Origin of the sequence: Streptomyces sp. NPDC096311 (assembly GCF_044763085.1) — a bacterium.
Lineage (GTDB): Bacteria > Actinomycetota > Actinomycetes > Streptomycetales > Streptomycetaceae > Streptomyces.
Map to the genome: position 1 here is coordinate 1 of NZ_JBIWFN010000053.1, position 16,669 is coordinate 16,669.

General features: G+C 68.6%; 16 protein-coding genes and 3 pseudogenes. 8 read left to right on the top strand and 11 right to left on the bottom strand.

Going from position 1 to position 16,669, the window contains the following annotated elements:
• Positions 1 to 248: 248 nt before the first annotated feature.
• Positions 249 to 475: pseudogene (locus ACIRA5_RS53060) on the bottom strand (IS5/IS1182 family transposase); the annotation flags it as partial.
• Between the two features lie 286 nt (positions 476 to 761).
• Between ACIRA5_RS53060 and ACIRA5_RS53065 the strand changes: the two are divergent.
• Positions 762 to 1,076: pseudogene (locus ACIRA5_RS53065) on the top strand (RidA family protein); the annotation flags it as partial.
• Positions 1,077 to 1,108: 32 nt separating this feature from the next.
• On the opposite strand, the gene ACIRA5_RS53070 reads toward ACIRA5_RS53065, so the two are convergent.
• Together ACIRA5_RS53070 and ACIRA5_RS53075 are read right to left on the bottom strand one after the other, a co-directional pair.
• Positions 1,109 to 1,594, bottom strand: coding sequence for a cupin domain-containing protein (locus ACIRA5_RS53070; RefSeq protein WP_403705763.1), 486 nt, complete (start codon positions 1,592 to 1,594; stop codon positions 1,109 to 1,111).
• A gap of 362 nt (positions 1,595 to 1,956) precedes the next feature.
• Positions 1,957 to 3,138: an IS4 family transposase gene (locus ACIRA5_RS53075; protein ID WP_403705766.1), complete on the bottom strand. Its 1,182-nt coding sequence runs from the start codon at positions 3,136 to 3,138 to the stop codon at positions 1,957 to 1,959.
• A gap of 307 nt (positions 3,139 to 3,445) precedes the next feature.
• Here ACIRA5_RS53075 and ACIRA5_RS53080 point away from each other — a divergent pair, with 307 nt between their 5' ends.
• The gene (locus ACIRA5_RS53080) at positions 3,446 to 4,678 is read left to right on the top strand and encodes a GNAT family N-acetyltransferase (protein ID WP_403705769.1); all 1,233 of its coding nucleotides are present in this window, start codon (positions 3,446 to 3,448) and stop codon (positions 4,676 to 4,678) included.
• A 487-nt stretch (positions 4,679 to 5,165) separates the two neighbouring features.
• On the opposite strand, the gene ACIRA5_RS53085 is transcribed toward ACIRA5_RS53080, so the two are convergent.
• Positions 5,166 to 6,269: a sensor histidine kinase gene (locus tag ACIRA5_RS53085; RefSeq protein ID WP_403705772.1), complete on the bottom strand. Its 1,104-nt coding sequence runs from the start codon at positions 6,267 to 6,269 to the stop codon at positions 5,166 to 5,168.
• The gene (locus ACIRA5_RS53090) at positions 6,266 to 6,931 is read right to left on the bottom strand and encodes a response regulator (RefSeq protein WP_403705775.1); all 666 of its coding nucleotides are present in this window, start codon (positions 6,929 to 6,931) and stop codon (positions 6,266 to 6,268) included. Before ACIRA5_RS53090 ends, ACIRA5_RS53085 begins: the two co-directional genes overlap by 4 nt.
• A gap of 284 nt (positions 6,932 to 7,215) precedes the next feature.
• On the opposite strand from ACIRA5_RS53090, the gene ACIRA5_RS53095 reads away from it, so the two are divergent.
• The 4 genes from ACIRA5_RS53095 (at position 7,216) to ACIRA5_RS53110 (ending at position 10,737) form a co-directional block, all read left to right on the top strand.
• A complete protein-coding gene (locus ACIRA5_RS53095; protein ID WP_403705778.1) occupies positions 7,216 to 7,788 on the top strand; it encodes a DUF418 domain-containing protein in 573 nt (190 codons plus the stop codon).
• Between the two features lie 119 nt (positions 7,789 to 7,907).
• Positions 7,908 to 8,588: a histidine phosphatase family protein gene (locus ACIRA5_RS53100; RefSeq protein WP_403705781.1), complete on the top strand. Its 681-nt coding sequence runs from the start codon at positions 7,908 to 7,910 to the stop codon at positions 8,586 to 8,588.
• 403 nt (positions 8,589 to 8,991) lie between these two features.
• Entirely contained in the window at positions 8,992 to 10,089 is a 1,098-nt protein-coding gene (locus ACIRA5_RS53105) for a DUF4037 domain-containing protein (protein WP_403705784.1), read from the top strand.
• 120 nt (positions 10,090 to 10,209) lie between these two features.
• Positions 10,210 to 10,737, top strand: coding sequence for a hypothetical protein (locus tag ACIRA5_RS53110; RefSeq protein WP_403705787.1), 528 nt, complete (start codon positions 10,210 to 10,212; stop codon positions 10,735 to 10,737).
• A gap of 179 nt (positions 10,738 to 10,916) precedes the next feature.
• Here the strand turns inward: ACIRA5_RS53110 and ACIRA5_RS53115 are convergent, their stop codons facing one another.
• The 3 genes from ACIRA5_RS53115 to ACIRA5_RS53125 form a co-directional block, all read right to left on the bottom strand.
• Complete coding sequence (locus ACIRA5_RS53115; protein WP_403705790.1) at positions 10,917 to 11,291, bottom strand: zf-HC2 domain-containing protein; 375 nt, start codon at positions 11,289 to 11,291, stop codon at positions 10,917 to 10,919.
• Between the two features lie 147 nt (positions 11,292 to 11,438).
• Complete coding sequence (locus ACIRA5_RS53120; protein ID WP_060896883.1) at positions 11,439 to 12,134, bottom strand: response regulator transcription factor; 696 nt, start codon at positions 12,132 to 12,134, stop codon at positions 11,439 to 11,441.
• Positions 12,106 to 13,335, bottom strand: a complete 1,230-nt coding sequence (locus tag ACIRA5_RS53125) for a sensor histidine kinase (protein ID WP_403705793.1) — start codon at positions 13,333 to 13,335, stop codon at positions 12,106 to 12,108. The genes ACIRA5_RS53120 and ACIRA5_RS53125 overlap by 29 nt, the downstream gene beginning before the upstream one ends.
• 275 nt (positions 13,336 to 13,610) lie before the next feature.
• Between ACIRA5_RS53125 and ACIRA5_RS53130 the strand changes: the two genes are divergently transcribed.
• Complete coding sequence (locus ACIRA5_RS53130) at positions 13,611 to 14,501, top strand: DUF1963 domain-containing protein (protein ID WP_403705796.1); 891 nt, start codon at positions 13,611 to 13,613, stop codon at positions 14,499 to 14,501.
• A 124-nt stretch (positions 14,502 to 14,625) separates the two neighbouring features.
• Here the strand turns inward: ACIRA5_RS53130 and ACIRA5_RS53135 are convergent.
• From ACIRA5_RS53135 to map, 3 genes and pseudogenes are all read right to left on the bottom strand, one after another.
• A pseudogene (locus tag ACIRA5_RS53135) lies at positions 14,626 to 14,799 on the bottom strand (IS5/IS1182 family transposase); the annotation flags it as partial.
• A gap of 57 nt (positions 14,800 to 14,856) precedes the next feature.
• Positions 14,857 to 15,003, bottom strand: coding sequence for a hypothetical protein (locus ACIRA5_RS53140; RefSeq protein ID WP_403705799.1), 147 nt, complete (start codon positions 15,001 to 15,003; stop codon positions 14,857 to 14,859).
• A 288-nt stretch (positions 15,004 to 15,291) separates the two neighbouring features.
• Positions 15,292 to 16,059 (bottom strand): type I methionyl aminopeptidase, encoded by a 768-nt coding sequence (gene map, locus ACIRA5_RS53145; RefSeq protein ID WP_403705802.1) that lies wholly within the window; start codon positions 16,057 to 16,059, stop codon positions 15,292 to 15,294.
• Positions 16,060 to 16,121: 62 nt separating this feature from the next.
• Here map and ACIRA5_RS53150 point away from each other — a divergent pair, with 62 nt between their 5' ends.
• Positions 16,122 to 16,397, top strand: a complete 276-nt coding sequence (locus ACIRA5_RS53150; protein WP_190174364.1) for a helix-turn-helix domain-containing protein — start codon at positions 16,122 to 16,124, stop codon at positions 16,395 to 16,397.
• Positions 16,398 to 16,669 lie beyond the last annotated feature (272 nt).

Genomic DNA, 16,669 nt, shown 5'->3' on the forward strand with positions numbered 1-16,669 from the left:
ACCAACCCCCCACCACCCACATCACCGCACACCAAAACAACACCACCGTCTTCACCGCACAACTCACCACCCACACCCCCACCGACACCACCTGAAAGAGCGTTTCACCCCCGTGAGGTCGATTCGTTCGAGGTTCAGGTGTCGCGCCAGCTCGGGGTGAATGCGCGGATGAGTCGTCGACTTATGAGGGAATGACTTTTGCTGTGACGCTTGCGGCCCGCGATCTTCTTGCCGGCATCGATGCCTCAGTCGGCCGCGGGCACGTTCGCGGAGGTCTTCACACTCTGCGCGTCCAGCACGCAGACGCTCTGCTCGCCGTCGCGGCCTTCGCCCTTCCGCTCTCTCACGGTGCAAAGTCATGTGGCAGGTATCGCCGGGGAAGGCCGGTACGGGCGACGTAGAGGATGACGTCCATATCCGGGCCGTTGCCTCTCAACTGGCCCCATGGCCATGAGTCAATAAGTGGCGTGCGCAGGCAGCTCCCCTCCCGTCTGCCATCGAGCCAGGCAGAGCAGACCACACCATCACCCACTGGTGGATCCGGGGCTTACGGCGACGAGGACCGTGCTGTTGTTGTGGCAGCGTTCTCGGCGAGACTGCGGGCGTGCGGTGCGCCTTGCCTGGTCCTGACCGCCATGGCCTCCGGACGCGGCGGTGGCCGACAGGGGACACCCTGGTTTGGGGCGCTATCCACGCCGGGAGGGCTCTGCCACAGCATCGGCGCGAGGCTGGTCACAGCTGTCGTCCCCGCCCGCGCGGGGATGGTTGGGCCGATCAAGGAGAGAACTGTGACCGTTCGGTCCAGGGAACTCAGCTTCGGTACGCCGCGGGAAAGTCTTTACGGGTTCAGTCAGGCCGTGCAGGCCGACGACACGCTCTACGTCTCCGGGCAGTTGTCGCACAACAGCACCGGGGCCTTCGTCGGGGCGGGCGACTTCGAGCTGCAGGTGAGGGCGACTCTCGAAAACCTCGACCGGGTGCTGGAGCACTTCAGCACTGACCGCGACGAGATCGTCGAGACCACCGTTCTCGTCAAGGACCTGCGGGAGCACTTCGACACCGTCGCCCGGCTGCACGCCGCGTACTGCGGCGGGCGCGGCGGGACCGTTCAGTCGACGAAGTACTGGTCGTGCCTGTCGAAGAACTCGGCGCGCTCCTCCTCCGTGGCGTTGCTCAGCTCCGACATCTTCTCGAAGAACTCCTCACGCGGTGCGCCCGGCGTGAAGAGCAGCAGCATCTCGGCGAGGGTGTCGGAGTCGTTGCGGAAGGCATGCAGCCCGCCCTGCGGAACGTGCAGAAAGTCGCCCTCCCGCCCGTCGACCCACTTCTCGCCGTTGAACAGGCGAACGGTTCCGTTGAGGATGAAGAAGGACTCCGAAATGGTCCGGTGGAAGTGCGTCTTGGGACCACCCGACTTCTCCTTCATCATGACGCGGTAGAGGCCGAACTCACCGCGCGTCATGTCGTTCGTCGCGAGGTAGCGGATGCGCATGCCGTCTCCGGATTCGCCGACATCCGGCGCGGTGTCGGCCGGCAGGAAGTGCGCGCTGACTTCGCCTCCATCGCCGAAATACACCTGCTTCGGGTACGACATGCAAACCATCCCCTTACCCGGATCGCGTGCGCAACGACGCACCGACGGGACGTGTGCCGATCACTCCAGATACCCGCCGCCCAGGACCACGCCCCCTCATGGAGACCGAATTCCCCGCGCCTGAACGACAGTTGCGGAATCCCCCGCGGCCCCGTCCGTCCGACAAGGTCGCGACCGTTCTGCGTAGAATATAGCGCTTTAGCCAGTTTTATGATAACAGCATTCCACGGCGTTCCCACGGAGCGGGCATGCCTCAATGACCCTGAGTTAAGCCGTGTCGGGTGCCAGTTAGTGCGGCACGATGGTGCGGGTGACTCGGCGGCTGCCAGGGGCTGTTGAACTGCGGGTCTGGTAGCTCAGGTTCAGGGCCTTCGCGAAGAGTCCAGGGGGAAAGGGCCGTCCGCCCGGAGCTTTTGATCGCCTTCCAGGACGGGCGGGAAGCTGATGCGGGCCGGGTCGACGCCCGCGATCACGGAGGCCTTCGTGATCAGGGTGCGTAGGGCCTGGTAGAGGCAGAGCAGGGCCCACAACTCCTGGCGTACGCCCTCGGGTTTGCCTGACCGCAGGACGCCGCCGTCGGTCCGCAGGTCGACCTTGACCAGCTTGAACAGGACTTCCACGGACCAGCGCTCCACGTAGTTGCGGGTCAGTTCCAGGGCGGGGGCCTCATCGGGGTCCAGCAGCGTGGTGATCAGGCAGAAGACCTCACTGATCCCGTCGTCGTCAGCCACGCTGTACTCGATGACCCGCACCGTCACACGCTCCGAGCGCCTGGCGCCACGCAGCTCGGACAGGTAGGTGCCATCGGGCAGTTGTTTCCTGACAGGCAGGGCGGAGGAGGCCGAGACCCGCCACAGCAGTTCGGCCCCGGTGAGAGCGGCGGCTGTGTACAGGTCGTAGGAAGGAAAGCCCCGGTCCGCCAGCAGCAACATGCCCGGGGTCAGCCGGTCCAGCAGGCGCTCGAACAGGGTCCGTTCGCCGACCGCGATGGAGTCGAAGGCCGCCCCGGCCAGGGCAAGGGTGCCGCACTCGGCCAGCACCACCATGCGGGCTTGCGGGCGGCTGCCACCGGCCGGCACATCGAAAGCAGCTTCGTTGTGTCGCCCCGAGGGCACGTCGAAGACCGTCCCGTCCACCGCCATCAGCCGCAGGCCCCGCCAGAACGCGTTCGGGGTCCGCTCATCGGCCACGGGGGCGGCGACCTCGTAGAACAGATTGCGCAGCGGCGCCTCACCCAGCCGGTAGCGGGCCAAAGAGATCGCCCCGTCGCTGGGCATCCGGTAGCCATCCCAGCCGCCCCGCGACCACCGCAACCCCTCCAGCAGGCCTCGAAGCGTGCGCACATACCCCTTGCCCGGCTCCAGCCACAACGCCATCGCGAGATACATCATCAGTTTCGACGGCAACGAGCGCGTCCGCTCCTCCCGCGCGCCGGCCTCGTCCACCGCGGCCTGCACCGCATCCTCCGGGAACACCGTTGCCAGGAGCCCGATCGACACGTCATCCGTCAGCCGCCCCGCGGCCCCACGCTCAGCTCGCTCCACCCGAAGATCATCACATGGAGATCGTTAACTCATGACTATTGCAGCTCGGCCCGCCAGGCGGTGTGCGTGAGCCCGATGAGTCGTCGGCGTGCATCGGAGAGATCATTGGGATACGCGCGAACGAGGTCAAGCGGGGACGCCTTGGGATCAGACACGAGCGAACTGACGGAAAGGGGCCGCAGCCGGGCTGGGACCGGACTTTGCAGTGACCGGTCGTAATCCGCTTGACCTGACCACGGGTCAACGCTGCACTGTGGCGGGACACCACGAGTGGTGGTGCCGGTACCCCAAGGAGGCAGCGGCAGCAATGGAGATTCGTCCCACGACCGACCAGGACCTCGACGTCTTCGTCGACACACTCCATGCCGCGTTCGGGCGCTTCCCTGAGACCCCGACCGAGGGCGGCGGGGTCTGGTGGTCTGCGCTCGAAATGGATCGCAGCCTGCTCGCCCTGACGGCGGACGGGCGGCCCGTCGGCACCGCCGGTGCGTATGCCTTCGAGCTCACCCTGCCCGGTGAGATCCTCGTCCCGGCCGCCGGGGTGACCGCCGTGGGCGTTCTGCCCTCGCACCGACGCCAGGGCGTGCTCAGCGCGATGATGCGGCATCAGCTCACCGAGCTGCGGGCGCGCGGGGAGTTCCTCTCCGTGCTGCTGGCGTCCGAGGCCCTGATCTACCGCAGGTTCGGCTACGGACCGGCGACCTACACGCAGCGGCTGACGGTGCCGCGCCACCAGGCCGCCCTCGCCCTCCCCCGGGTGCGAGGAACGGCCGGGGGCCCGGCGACCGGCTCGGACACCGGCACGATCGAGCTGCTGCGGCGTGCCGAATGCGGCGAGATCCTGGAAGGGGTCTACGACCGCTACCGCCGCGCACAGCCCGGCGCGCTGTCCCGGCCGCACCGCTGGTGGGCCTTGGGCGCGGGGCAGCCCCCGGTCGCTACGGCGCCGCGTTACGTCGCCGTCCACCGGGACGCCGACGGAGTCCCGGACGGGTACGCCAGCTACTCGGTCGGCGAGCCCAGCACCTTGACGGTGGACGAGACCATCGCCGCAGACGACGCCGTCTTCACGGCCCTGGCCCGGTTCGTGCTCGGACACGACCTGGTCACTCAGGTCGTGTTCAAGCATTTCCCGCCCGCGCACCCGCTGCGCTGGCAGTTTGCGGACTTCCGCGCCGGCCAGGTCAGCGGCGACACCGACTGGCTCTGGGTGCGGCTGCTGGATGTCCCGCGTGCGCTGACCGCGCGCGGCTGGTTCATGGACGGCGAGCTCGTCCTCGACGTCCATGACCCGTTCTTGGGCGAGCACGGCCGCTACCTGCTGACCGTCCGGGACAGCAAGGCCGACTGCGTCCCGACGGACCGGGAGCCCGACCTGTCCCTGGACGTGAGCGACCTGGGCTCGATCTACCTCGGCGGCACCGCCCCGAGCACGCTCGTGCGTGCCGGACACATCCGGGCCCACCGCCCGGGCGCGGCCACCCTCGCTGACGCCCTCTTCCGCGCCGAGCGCTCCCCGCACTGCCTGCACTGGTTCTGACCGCACGCTCGCCGACCCTGCACGCGTGATGAACTGTGGGAGTTGTCCAGGCAGGTGATTCCGGAGACGGCCATCCTGCGCCCACAAGGAGGCGGCCGGTGTCGTGCCGGCGACCGGGAGACGTGCGCGGCGATCGTGTTCGTGGCCACGCCGGGCTGCATCTGACAGCAGTTGCCGCCACTGTTCGGGCCGTGCCGGCGGACCGTGTACTGCCGCTTCGCCCAGTGGAGCCGTGACCGCGTCCGGGCACGGCCTCACGGCGTGATGCTGGACCACGCCGCAGGCGACCGGGCAGACTACACGCTGGCAAGGGCTACGACTGCGACCACTTACGCTGATGGCTTCGAGGCCGAGGCATCCGCCCCCGGATGCCGCCCTCGCCAGCCGGCGGTATCCGAACAGATGAGCGGCGAGTCCGACGAAGCTGAAAGGTTCCGGACTCGGAGCCCGCTCCGCCGCGTCGGTCGTGGCAGCGGCCAGCAGTCCGTCACGACTCGCCCTCGGCTGGAAGCTCGAGGTGCAGTTCGTAGCCCCCATCGGCCGTTGGGCCGGAGGTGACGGTGCCTCCAAGGAGTGCGGCGCGCTGTCCCAGGCCGACCAGACCGTGGTGCGCACTGGGCAGAGGGAGAGGAGGCCGGGTCGGTGCGGTGTTGGTGATCGTGGCACGAATGATGCCGCCCTCGTTGCGGATGCGGACCGTCGCGCTGGTCCCGGGGGCGTGCTTGCGTACGTTGGTCAGCGCTTCTTGGACGGTGCGGTAGATGGCGCGCTGAACGGTGGGCGGAAGGTCGTCGGACATGTCGGTGTGCAGCTCGACCTGGATGCCGCTGTTGTCGACCAGCCGCTCGAGGTCGGCCAGGGACGGCTGCGGTGTCAGCTCCGTGGGGCGGCCCCCGGAGGCGCGCAGGACGCTGACCATGTGCCGCAGTTCGTCCAGGGTCTGCACGCTCAGCCGCCGGATCGTGGCGGCGGCTTCCTTGACTTCGGCGTCCCGGGCGCCGACCTGAAGGGCTCCGGCCCGCACCGCGATCAGACTGACCTGGTGGGAGACCACGTCATGCATCTCCCGGGCGAGCTGCGCACGCTCCCTGGCCAGTACGGCCTCGGCAGTCAGCAGCCGCTTGTGGTCACGCGCCTCGGAGATCTCGGCGAGCCGCTGCGACAGATCGCGCCGGGTCTGGACGAGCTGGCCGAGGAAGACAGGAGCGGCCGCCGTCGCCGCGGTGTAGCCCAGAGTGAAGAGGGTCGAGGTGGCCGCGAGGTTCCAGTGCAGTGACGGCCATGAGGTCATGTCGCAGATCGTGAATGTCGTTACGCAGACGGCCAGCAGGGCGCGGTGCCGGGTGAATGAGGCGAGGGTGTACAGCGCGGCCAGCGCGGCGATGACCGCGTCGGAGACCAGAACGGCGGGCAGCGTGAGCAGGAAGGTGAGCAGCGGCCGGCGACGGCGCAAGAGAAGCGAGAAGGCGGCAACCAGGGCGCAGCCCAGGCGCAGCGGCTCGTCGATGTGGACCTTGACCCAGACATCGAGCAGCGAGGCTCCGACGAGGATGGCGTCCAGCAGCGGGGCGGGCGGGCGGCGAGGGGTCATCCCCCCTCCTGGTCCCGCGACGGTTTGAGCAGGCAAGCCCCTTCGGCGAGCCGGGAGCCCTGGATGCGGCCGTCCACTTTGAGTTCCGTGAGGATGGCGTTCACGTCGTCCTTGACCGTGCTCGTGCTCAGCCGCATCCGTGTGGCGATGTCGCTGTTGGACAGTCCCTCGCCGATGAGAACGAGCACGGCGCGCTCGCGGTCAGTGAGTCGGGCGAGGCTGTGGGCAGCGGGTTCCTGGGGGCCGGCGTTCGGACGGACGTCCACGACCGTCCGGGTGACCTTGGACGACAGTACGGTGCCGCCGTCGGCCAGGGTCCGCACCAGGAACGGAAGCTGCTCGGGGTCGGTGTCCTTGAGCAGGTAGCCCGCGGCGCCCGAGCGGAGTGCCGTTGCCATGTGCTCGTCCATGCCGATCGTCGCGAGCATGGCCACCACCGGAGGGTGGGACAGCCGACGGAGGCCGGCCAGCACGGTGAGGCCGTCGACGTCCGGCATCCGGACGTCCAGAAGCACGACGTCAGGACATATCTCCTGTGCCGCCTGAAGCGCCTGGCTGCCGGGAACCGCCGCCGCGACCTCGATGTCCTGCGCCGCGTCGAGGATGTACTGAAAACCCTTGCGGATCAGGGCCTCGTCGTCGACCACCAATACTCGGATCACGGGTGCTCCACTCACCATGGGACCACTGTCCGATTCGTACCATGTCATGACACTCCCGGCTGGTTCACAGCATCGAATCCAGCCAGTCGGCGGGGGCTGCGTCGGCCAGTCGGCGGGGGCGGTTCCGGACACCTGCCGGATGGTTGTGACGCACACCGTCCGGGACCCTGGATCACATGTTGCACGCCGTATCAGAGGTCGCACCGTCCGGGGCGGCATCCGCTGTGGGGGCAGGTCTCGCCCCCTCCCTTACGGCGTCAACCGGACGGCTGATCGGACTGGCAGTGGGCCGGCTCGACCTCACCAGGCCCCGCATACGCGCCAAGGTCGCTCTCTTCGGCAGCACACTGGCCCTGGTCGGCTACGGCGGCTCGTGGCTGGCTCTGAACCTGGTCCCAGGCGCGCAGGCAGCCGTGAGCGCTACGACGGACGGCGGGTCGGCCGCATCGGCCTGGTGGTCCGGCGCCGTGGGCGCCCCCACCACCAGTACCCCGGACTGGCTGCTGGTGGCCGCACCGCACAGTCAGACGACATGGTCGATCCTGAGTAACACCGGCGTCGGCCTCGTGATCATCGCCGCCTGTCTCTTCGCCACGGACCGGTCGGCCCGCCTGCGGCGGCTTGCCGCGCCCGCCATCGCGGTCGGCTCGGTCTCCCTGACCGCTTACGTCGGCCACATCATCGCCATCAAGACCCTGGGCATCGACGGCCTGCCGACCTCCGCGGCCCTGCCGGCCCTGGCCTGCTTGGCCGCGGCCAGCATGCTGCTGGCCGTCGCCTGGACGCGGGCGTTCCGGGGAGGACCACTGGAGTACATGCTGCACGCAGCCACCGCACCCGCACGCCTGATCAACTAGCCGGCTGTGGTCCAAGCCCCTTCCAGGACACAAACTCCATCGCCGATTCCGAGGCGCCCACGGTTTCCGAAGGTCTCACACCATCCGGCGTCACGCCGGGCCAGGAAAGAGGTAAGCCGATGTCGGTCCGCCTGACATTCATGTGCGCGACAGCCGGGGACACCAGCGGGAACGCGGTGTTCGGTGACGGTCTTCTCAGCGAGCGCGGCCTGCGCGAGACACGCGTCGTCGGAGCCGCACTCCCCCCGTACTCGCTGGCCATCCGGGCACCGTCGACCCGCTGCGGGCAGGTCGCCGACGCTCTCGGCCTGAACGCCACGCTCGAACCCGCGCTGCGCGACTTCGACTACGGCACGTGGCGTGGGCGCACAGTCCGCGAAGTCACCGCGCGCGACCCCTACGGGTACGGCGCCTGGCTTACCGACCCGGATGCCGCGCCACACGGAGGCGAGTCGGTACGCCAGCTCTGTCGCCGAACCGCCGGCTGGCTGAGCAGAGTGCCGCCTGGCACCGGCGACGCACTGGCCATCACCGAGCCGGCGATCATCCGGGCCGCGCTCGTCCACGCTCTGTCCGCACCCACAACGGCCTTCTGGCATTTCGATGTGCCACCCCTGTCCGCGGTCTCCCTCACCTTGCGTGGTGACCACTGGAACGTCCGGCCCGGGCCCGTCGTCCCTGGAGGAGTCGGCACCCGTCGTACCGTTCCCGTGCCTTCTGTCGCTGTGCGGAATCAGACGACGCTCCTGTGGGACGAGACGGCGAACGACGAGCAGCGCGACCTCGTCGCCTGGGTGTGACCCACGAGCACGCTCGCTGAGATCCGCTACAGGCTGGGACGCCAAGCCGAGGACGAGTTCGGGGCGCTCGACCTGCAGGTGCAACGGGCCGCGGACGGGGTGCGGTCCGCGGCCCGCCCGTTGGCTCTTCGGTGCGGATGAGGCAGTTCTCGGGAACCGCTTCCTCCCCCCCGTTGCGCGAGGGAAAATCGGGACGTCGACCGAGGTTCCCGACGCGCTCGTCCGGTACGCGCTCCGGGCAAGCACGGCCCGAAATGACGCCGATGAACTCGACGCCGCCCAGCAAGAGTTGACCCGCCGCTCCACAAGCCCACGGCTTCCTCACGAATGGAAGACGGCGTGAAGAAACCACGCATGCCCCGCCGTAAAGTGGGCACGGCTTGCTGGCATGAGCGTCACGAATATGCCAACTTTCATTCCCGGCCTGGAACTCTCCCGCCGCTTCTACACCGAAGCATTACGCCCCCTGCTGGAGGAGGCCTCCCCCGCAATCCCTCACTCCGCAGCACGCCTGGGCAGCGGCTCCGAGGTGCTCGGGTTCGACACCCCCCGCTCCGCCGACCACGAATGGGGCCCCCGTCTCCAGCTCTTCCTCCGCCGCCAGGACGTCGCCCGGCACGCGGGACGTATCAGACACGTACTCGCCGAGCACCTCCCGAAGACCTTCCACGGCTACCCCACCCACTTCGCCCCCACCGGCGACCGCGACATCCGCGTCATGAGGGCCACCGACGGCCCCGTCCACCACCGCGTCGAAGTCACCCACCTCTCAGCATGGTTCACCGACGCACTCGGCTTCGACCCCTCCTCCGGCATCGCCCCGCGGGACTGGCTCGCCACCCCCACCCAGCTCCTCGCCGAAGTCACCGGCGGTGCCGTCTTCCACGACGGTCTCGGTGAACTCGCCCCCTTACGGACGGCCCTCCGCTGGTACCCGCACGACCTCTGGCTTCATGTCCTGTCCTGCCAGTGGCAGCGCATATCCCAGGAGGAGGCCTTCGTCGGCCGCTGCGGCGAGGTCGGCGACGAGCTCGGATCCTCCGTGGTCGCCGCCCGCCTCGTGCGCGACCTGATGCGCCTGTGCCTCCTGATGGACCGCCGCTATCCGCCCTACAACAAGTGGCTCGGCAGCGCCTTCGCTCGCACCCCCATGGGCCCTCGCCTCACCCCCGCCCTCACCGCCGCCCTCGCCGCCGGCAACTGGCGCGACCGCGAGCAGCATCTGGCGTACGCCTACGAGACGGTCGCGGGCCTGCACAACCAACTGGGCCTGACCGACCGGGTCGACCCCGCCACTCGCCCCTACCACTCCCGCCCTTTCCAGGTCCTGCGCGCCGACCGTTTCTCCAAGGCCCTGACGGCCCGCATCACGGATCCGACGCTTCGCGATCTGCTGCCCGTCGGCTCCGTGGACCAGTTCCTCGACAGCACCGACGTCCTGAGCCGCCCGAAACTGACCCGCGCGGCAAGCCACGCCGTACGAAAATCCAGGTCGGAGTGAACCTGCCGTGGGCTTCCGTGCAAGCTCGTCCGACGGGGCCACGGCCCGGCTACGTGCTTCGGCGTGCCCGGCCGGGAGGGCCAACTTCCCCTGGGCCCACCCGTGATGGAGGATCTACTCATGACTCAGCACCGAATCGATGGAGCGCCGTCGGCCGACGCGGCCAACGCCTACCTGGAGGCACTCCGTGAGCGGCTGGCGGCCGACGGATGCGGGGTGACCGCAACCACCTGGCGCGACTACCGGGTGGTGATCGGCAGTCGATCGGACCGCAGGGTGCGGTGGTTCGGCACCAAGGTGGAGCTGTTCGTCCTCGCCGGCGCTGTCCCCCAGGTCGACGACGCCTCGATGGCCGAGTTCACCGGGTGGGCCATGGACTATGTGAAGAGCCTCCGCAGCGGTCTGCCCGGCGCCCGCAACGCGGCGATGATCCTGCCCGCCCTGGCCAGCGGCAACGTCCAGCCGGCCGCGAGGAACTGGGCTGCCAAAGACGCACGGATCCTCGGGACGTCCCTGATCGGCCGCCCCGTCACGGTAGAAACGCCGGCCTCCAGGGCCACCCGAGTCACCATGTACCGCGGCAAGGTCGTGTACGGCGGGATGTTCACGCGTCACGTCCTGGAAAAGGCGTCACTGTATTTCCCCTGAGTACCCCGCTGAGGCTTCCCCTGCGTACTCCCCCGAGGCGATCGCGGGGCGGTGGACCCCTCCGCCGTCCGTCTCCAGATCAACCGTACGAGTGCTCTTCGCCGGTCGCCAGTGAGACACCACAGAAGGGTCCCCTCGCCGTTCCGCCCCAGGCACCTCGTCGCATCCGCGAGATCTGCTCACCGGATGTGCGACGTGGTCCTGCTGACCCACTGGGACAGCGTGAGCTGCGTGGTCAGGTTCGCTCGGTGTGGCCTGCGGTGACGGGGCGACGGGTGGCCGCGATCGGGCCGGGTACCCGCGTGAGTCCGCGTGCTTCGGCCTTTGACGCAGGCCAGAGCATCGCGCAGCAGAGACAGGTGTGCGGGTACGGCTGCGAGGCGGTCGTACCCGTCCCGGCATGTGTGGCAGGTCGCCAGGTGAGCCCGCACCGCGCCTGCCTCATCGGGGGCGAGGGTCTTGCGTTCGCCTGCGGCCAGAAGCTCACGGATCGTGCGGCATTCCTCGAGGGCCGTCTTCTCGTCGGGCTTCGTCAGGCACTGGGTTGCGGTCATGGTGAAACCTCCGTTCAGGGTTCCACCTTGGCTCAGCAGCGGCCCTCAGCGCGTCGTCCCCACGCAGCGACTTCCGGCTACCACGGCTGCAGTACGCGGTACGTCGGTCTGCGGCCGGGGCAGAAGACGGACCCACCGTGTCGGCGATTATGCGGGTTGCTGGGATTGATCTGGTTCCGTAGCCGGACTGACCAGCCCGCACTGGTAGGCGATGACGACGAGCTGGGCGCGGTCACGAGCTGCCAGCTTGGTCATGGCCCGGTTGATGTGGGTCTTCGCGGTCAGCGGGCTGACGAACAGGCGCTCGGCGATCTCGTCGTTGGACAGGCCCAGCGCTGCGAGGCTCGTGACGTCGCGTTCCCGCGGTGTCAAGCTCTCCAGCCGCTCATGCACGGCCGCCGGGCATGGATCCGGCTGGGCCAGAAACCGAGTGATCAATGCCCGCGTCGCTGACGGGGACAGCAGCGCCTCGCCGTCTGCGACCGTTCGGACGGCATCGAGGAGTTCCTCGGGTCGCGCGCCCTTGCCGAGGAAGCCGCTCGCACCCGCACGCAGTGCGTCGGCGACGTGCTCGTCGTCTTCGAAGGTGGTCAGGATGAGCACTTTCACACTTGCGAGGTCCTCGGACTCGGTGATGAGCCGTGTCGCCTCGAGGCCGTCCATCTCCGGCATGCGGATGTCCATCAGGACCACGTCAGGGCGCTGTGAGCCGGCCAGCTCGACCGCCTCACGGCCGTTGGACGCCTCGGCCACGGTCTCCATGTCGTCCGTGGCGTCGAACAGCATGCGGAAGGTGCCCCGCAACAGGGCCTGGTCATCGGCAAGCAGCACGCGAATCGTCATGCTCATGTCTCCGATTCCCTGCCGGACTGGGGCGCAGCGGAAGCTCCGCGGTCACGGTGAAACCGCCTTCGGGGCGCGGTCCCGCATACAGCGTGCCCCCTATCGTGGTAGCCCGCTCTCGCATTCCGATCAGCCCGTGACCGGCCCCCGGGTGAGGATGGTGCGGTCCGGCGCACCCGTCGTCCTCGACGGTGATCGTCAGCCGTTCGCAGTGATAGTGCACGAACAGTCGGGCATGGTCGGCCCCGGCGTGCTTGCGCACATTGGTCAAGGACTCCTGCACGATGCGGTACGCGGCCAGGTCGACCGCCGGCTCCAACGATTCGGTCGTGCCCAGCCACGTGTGGCTCACGGCCAGCCCGGCGCGATCGAACGACGCCAGAAGTGCTGGGACTTGTGCGAGGCCCGGCATCGGGTCACGGGGCGCCACCGGCTCGTCGGACTGCCGCAGCAGGCCTACAGTCACCCGTAATTCGTCCAGCGCGGACCGGCTGGTGTCCCGGATGTTCTCCAGAGCCGTCAGGATTTGTTCCGGGCGCTGGTCCACCAGGTGGACGGCGACGCCTGCCTGAGCGTTGATCAAGGCGATGTGGTGCGCGACGATGTCGTGCAGCTCTCGTGCGATCCGGACGCGTTCGGCCGCCACTCGCTGCTGTGCTTCTTGCTCGCGGGTGCGCTCGGCGTGCTCCGCCCTTTCCTCCACGGCCGCCACATAGGCGCGCCGTGAGCGCAGCCCGTCCCCGACGGCGGCCGGCAGGGCCGTCCAGGCCACCATCGCGGCCTTGTCCGGGTCCAGCCACGAATCCGAGGTCCACACCGCGTCGGCGCCCACCAGGACAGCAGCCGAGACAGCTGCCGCGGTCCAGGCGGTACGCCGGTCGGTCCGCAGCGCCACGTTGTAGATGGACGCCAGCACCGGGCTTGTCACCAGCGGGCTCTCCCGAAAACCAAGCATCTGAAAGATCACCCCGCAGCCAATGGTGATCGCCAGTACTCCGAACGGGTGACGACGCCGCCAGAGCAACGCGGAGCAGCCAACGGCAGCCAGCACCACGGCGGACCAGCGCAACACGAACTCGTGCTCGTGCGGGTCGACCGAGGCAGCCACCACGGACAGCACGCACAGCACAGCCACGCCCAAGGCGTCGAGCGTGCGGCTCCGGGCTCGCCCTCGCCGCCTCCAACCGTTGAGCACCGTCATGCCATCACCGTAGGGTCGGTGGCCGGGTCAGGCATCGTTTGACCACAGCAGGGGGCGCCCCGGAGCGCCATGGCCTGATCCGCGGAATCCGGCTCCGTCCGGGCTGTGCCCGAACCCAGCCCGCCGGTCAGTTGCGTGTTCTCTGGCTGTCCGAGCTGTCTGGGCGCTGCTTTGGCATTCCCTTGAGGGTGCGGACCGGCTTTCCGTGGCGGGACCTGCCCGCACGCCTTTGCGGGCGATGTGGTGCCGGGCTGCCGTAGGAGGCATCGGCACAGGTGGTCGCGGTCGTAGCCCTTGTCGATGTGGAGCTTTTTGGGCCTTCGCCTACGAGGTCCGCGGCGCGAGCGGATGGGCAGGATGCCGGCGCTGTCGGGTACGCGCTGGCGGACGGCAAAGACCGTGGTCGAGTTCGTCGTGCGACGACCCGCGACATGTCAGTGGCCCATGGCACGATCGCGGGCATGACACCGATCGACGAGCGGCTCGTTCACGAGACAGCCGCCGAGTACGGCGTGCCCGGACCCGTCGCGCAGGAGTTCATGGCCCGGTTCCGGCCATGCCTCTATCTGGTGCCGCATGAGGAAGTGCCTCCGCCCCGGCGGGAGAACGTCCGCTCCGCCGCACGAACGGGCGGGCTTCCCGCTCTGCCGGACGGGGTGGACTGGCCTGAAGGGAGAGCGCCGCTCGTGCTGAGCGTCGACTGCGCGGCCCTGCCCCACGACGTACTGGACATCGAACTGCCCGCCGATGGGCACCTGTTGTTCTTCACCGAGATCGAGTATCCGCCAGAGTCGTCCGTGGTGCTCCATATCCCTGCCGGAGCACGCACCACGGAGCGTGCCGCGACGTATGAATTCAACGGTGAGGCCATGGAGGTCAGGGTCCATGAACCACGCACCCTGTATCCCATGCCCGGACTGACCCTCGACAGCGACTGGCCAGGGGGCCCGCAGACCCGCGCGTTCCTGGACGGCGGCGGAGAAGAGGACGCGCTGGACTGTTTCGAGGAAGCCGTCCTCGACGCTGCCTTCGGCGGACATCGCCCCGGCGTCTGCGTGCAGATCGGCGGGTTCTCCAACCCGTGGGACATGGCACCGGACGAGGGCGATCTCGTGCTCTTGTCGCAAATGGCCGGGCGGCGATCGACTACAGCGTATGCACCATGAACCTGATCGTGGGCACACGGGAGGACATCGCCGCCCGACAGTATGTCGGCCTCCGGTACGAACAGCAGTGCTGAGCCGGGCCGCCGGTGAACCGTCGCCCCAGTTGGCCTGAACACACCGCCCGGAGCCGCCCCCACGTGCACCCCGTGGTCGCCCCGGTCCCCACGAAGAAGATCGCCGCCAGCACCTCGCGGTCTCCGTACCGGCGCCGACCACCGCCTTGCGGCCTGGTCGGCGCCTCCGGCACCACCCGCTGAAACAGTCCCCACAGCCTGTCGGGGACCAGGCGGTCAACCATCAACACACGTACAGGGCATCGAGATCACCGATTGAGATGATCTCCAAGTAGCGCGGTTCAGCGGCACAGGGCCGTGTCCACGACACCGTCCATGCGCTCCTTTACTGCCTCCCGGACCGGCTCCAGGCAGGACCAGCGCGACAGCGGGGTGCCGGTCTCGGCGGGTAACTGGAGGGCCAGCGACTTGACTTCGGCGACCTGCAACGCGGTGAACGAGGCCGGCCGACCGGACCGGTTGCGGTCGGCGAGGGCGGGCAGGCCGCCAGGCCTGATGTGGGGTCTTGTAGGCGTAGGTCAGCTTCTTGAGTCCGTGGTGCTCGGAGGCGGTCAGGGTGGGCGAGACGGCTCGGGCCGCGGGCATGGACGCTCCGCGTTCAGGGGGTGCCAGTACTGCCAACCAGGACTCGGCGCCGGTAGGAGCCGTGATCGGTGGTCGGTGCTTGGCCGAGCACGGCCGACGTGTCTGGCTGCCGGGTGGGAGCGGATTCAAGGTCAGAGAAGGGTGAGGATGCGGGGGCCGTCCTCGGTGATGGCGATGCTGTGTTCGAAGTGGGCGGCTCGACTGCCGTCGATCGTGCGTAGGGTCCATCCGTCGGGATCGGTGTGGTATTCATTGCGCCCTCCGGCCATGAGCATGGGTTCGATGGCGAGGGCGAGGCCATGGCGCAGAGGGAAGCCGCGGCCGGGTCGTCCGTGGTTGGGCACGTGGGGGTCTTCGTGCATCTGGCGGCCGATGCCGTGGCCGCCGAAGTCGGCGGGCATGCCGCAGTCGGCCTTGCGGGCGACCGTGCTGATGGCATGGGAGATGTCGCCGATCCGATGGCCGACGGTGGCGGCGGCGATGCCGGCGTCCAGGGCCTGCTGGGTGGCGGCGATGAGTTCGAGGTCGGCGGGGCGAGGGGTGCCGACGGTGAAGCTGATCGCGGCGTCGCCGGTCCAGCCGTCGAGTTCGGCTCCGCAGTCGATGCTGACCAGGTCGCCGTCGCGCAGGCGGTAGTCGTCGGGGATGCCGTGCGAGACGGCGTCGTTCACGGACGCGCAGATCACGGCAGGGAAGGGGGTCGGGGCGAAGGAGGGCTGGTAGCCCAGGAAGGGAGAACGTGCTCCGGCCTTGGTCAGAACGGTGCGGGCGGCTTCGTCGAGCTCACGCAGGCGAACTCCCACAGCTGCCGCCGCGCGGGCGGCTGCGAGTGCATGCGCCACGACGCGTCCGGCTTCTCGCATCGCCTCCAGTGCCGTGTCGGTCTTGATCTCCACCATGTGTCGTGACTCCCTGCGATGCGACGCTACCCAATACTTATACCGGTATTAGTATCACGGGCATGGTGAGAGTTCCTTTGAGTCCGCAAGAGCGGCAACGCGGAGAACGCTTCGGGATCCTGCTCCGCCGGGCCCGCGGTGACCGCAGCATGGTCGACGTGGCAGCAGCCGCCGGGGTGTCCGCTGAAACGCTTCGCAAGATCGAGACCGGCCGGGCCCCGACCCCGGCTTTCTTCACCGTGGCAGCCCTGGCCCACGCGCTGCACCTGTCCCTGGACGACCTGGCCGCCGCCTGCGCGGAAGGCGCCGAAAGCGGCGAGCAGGCCATGTCGGCGTGACCGTCAGGCGCGCACCATCCGACTGAGAATCGGATGTTCCTGACGCAGCGCAACGCGGACACTTACGTCAATCTCCGAAGGACTTCGGGCGCCGACCAGAACCTGCTGACGGTTGCCTGTTCCCTGGTCGGCCATCCGAGACCCCGGGGCCTGGACGACATCTTCCATTCGGACGGCCTAGGAGTTGTCTTCAATTGTCACGCCCACATCAGGAGCGAGGCGAGGGTGACGGCTGCCTGGTAGGACTCGGCGGTCTTGTCGTAGCGGGTGGC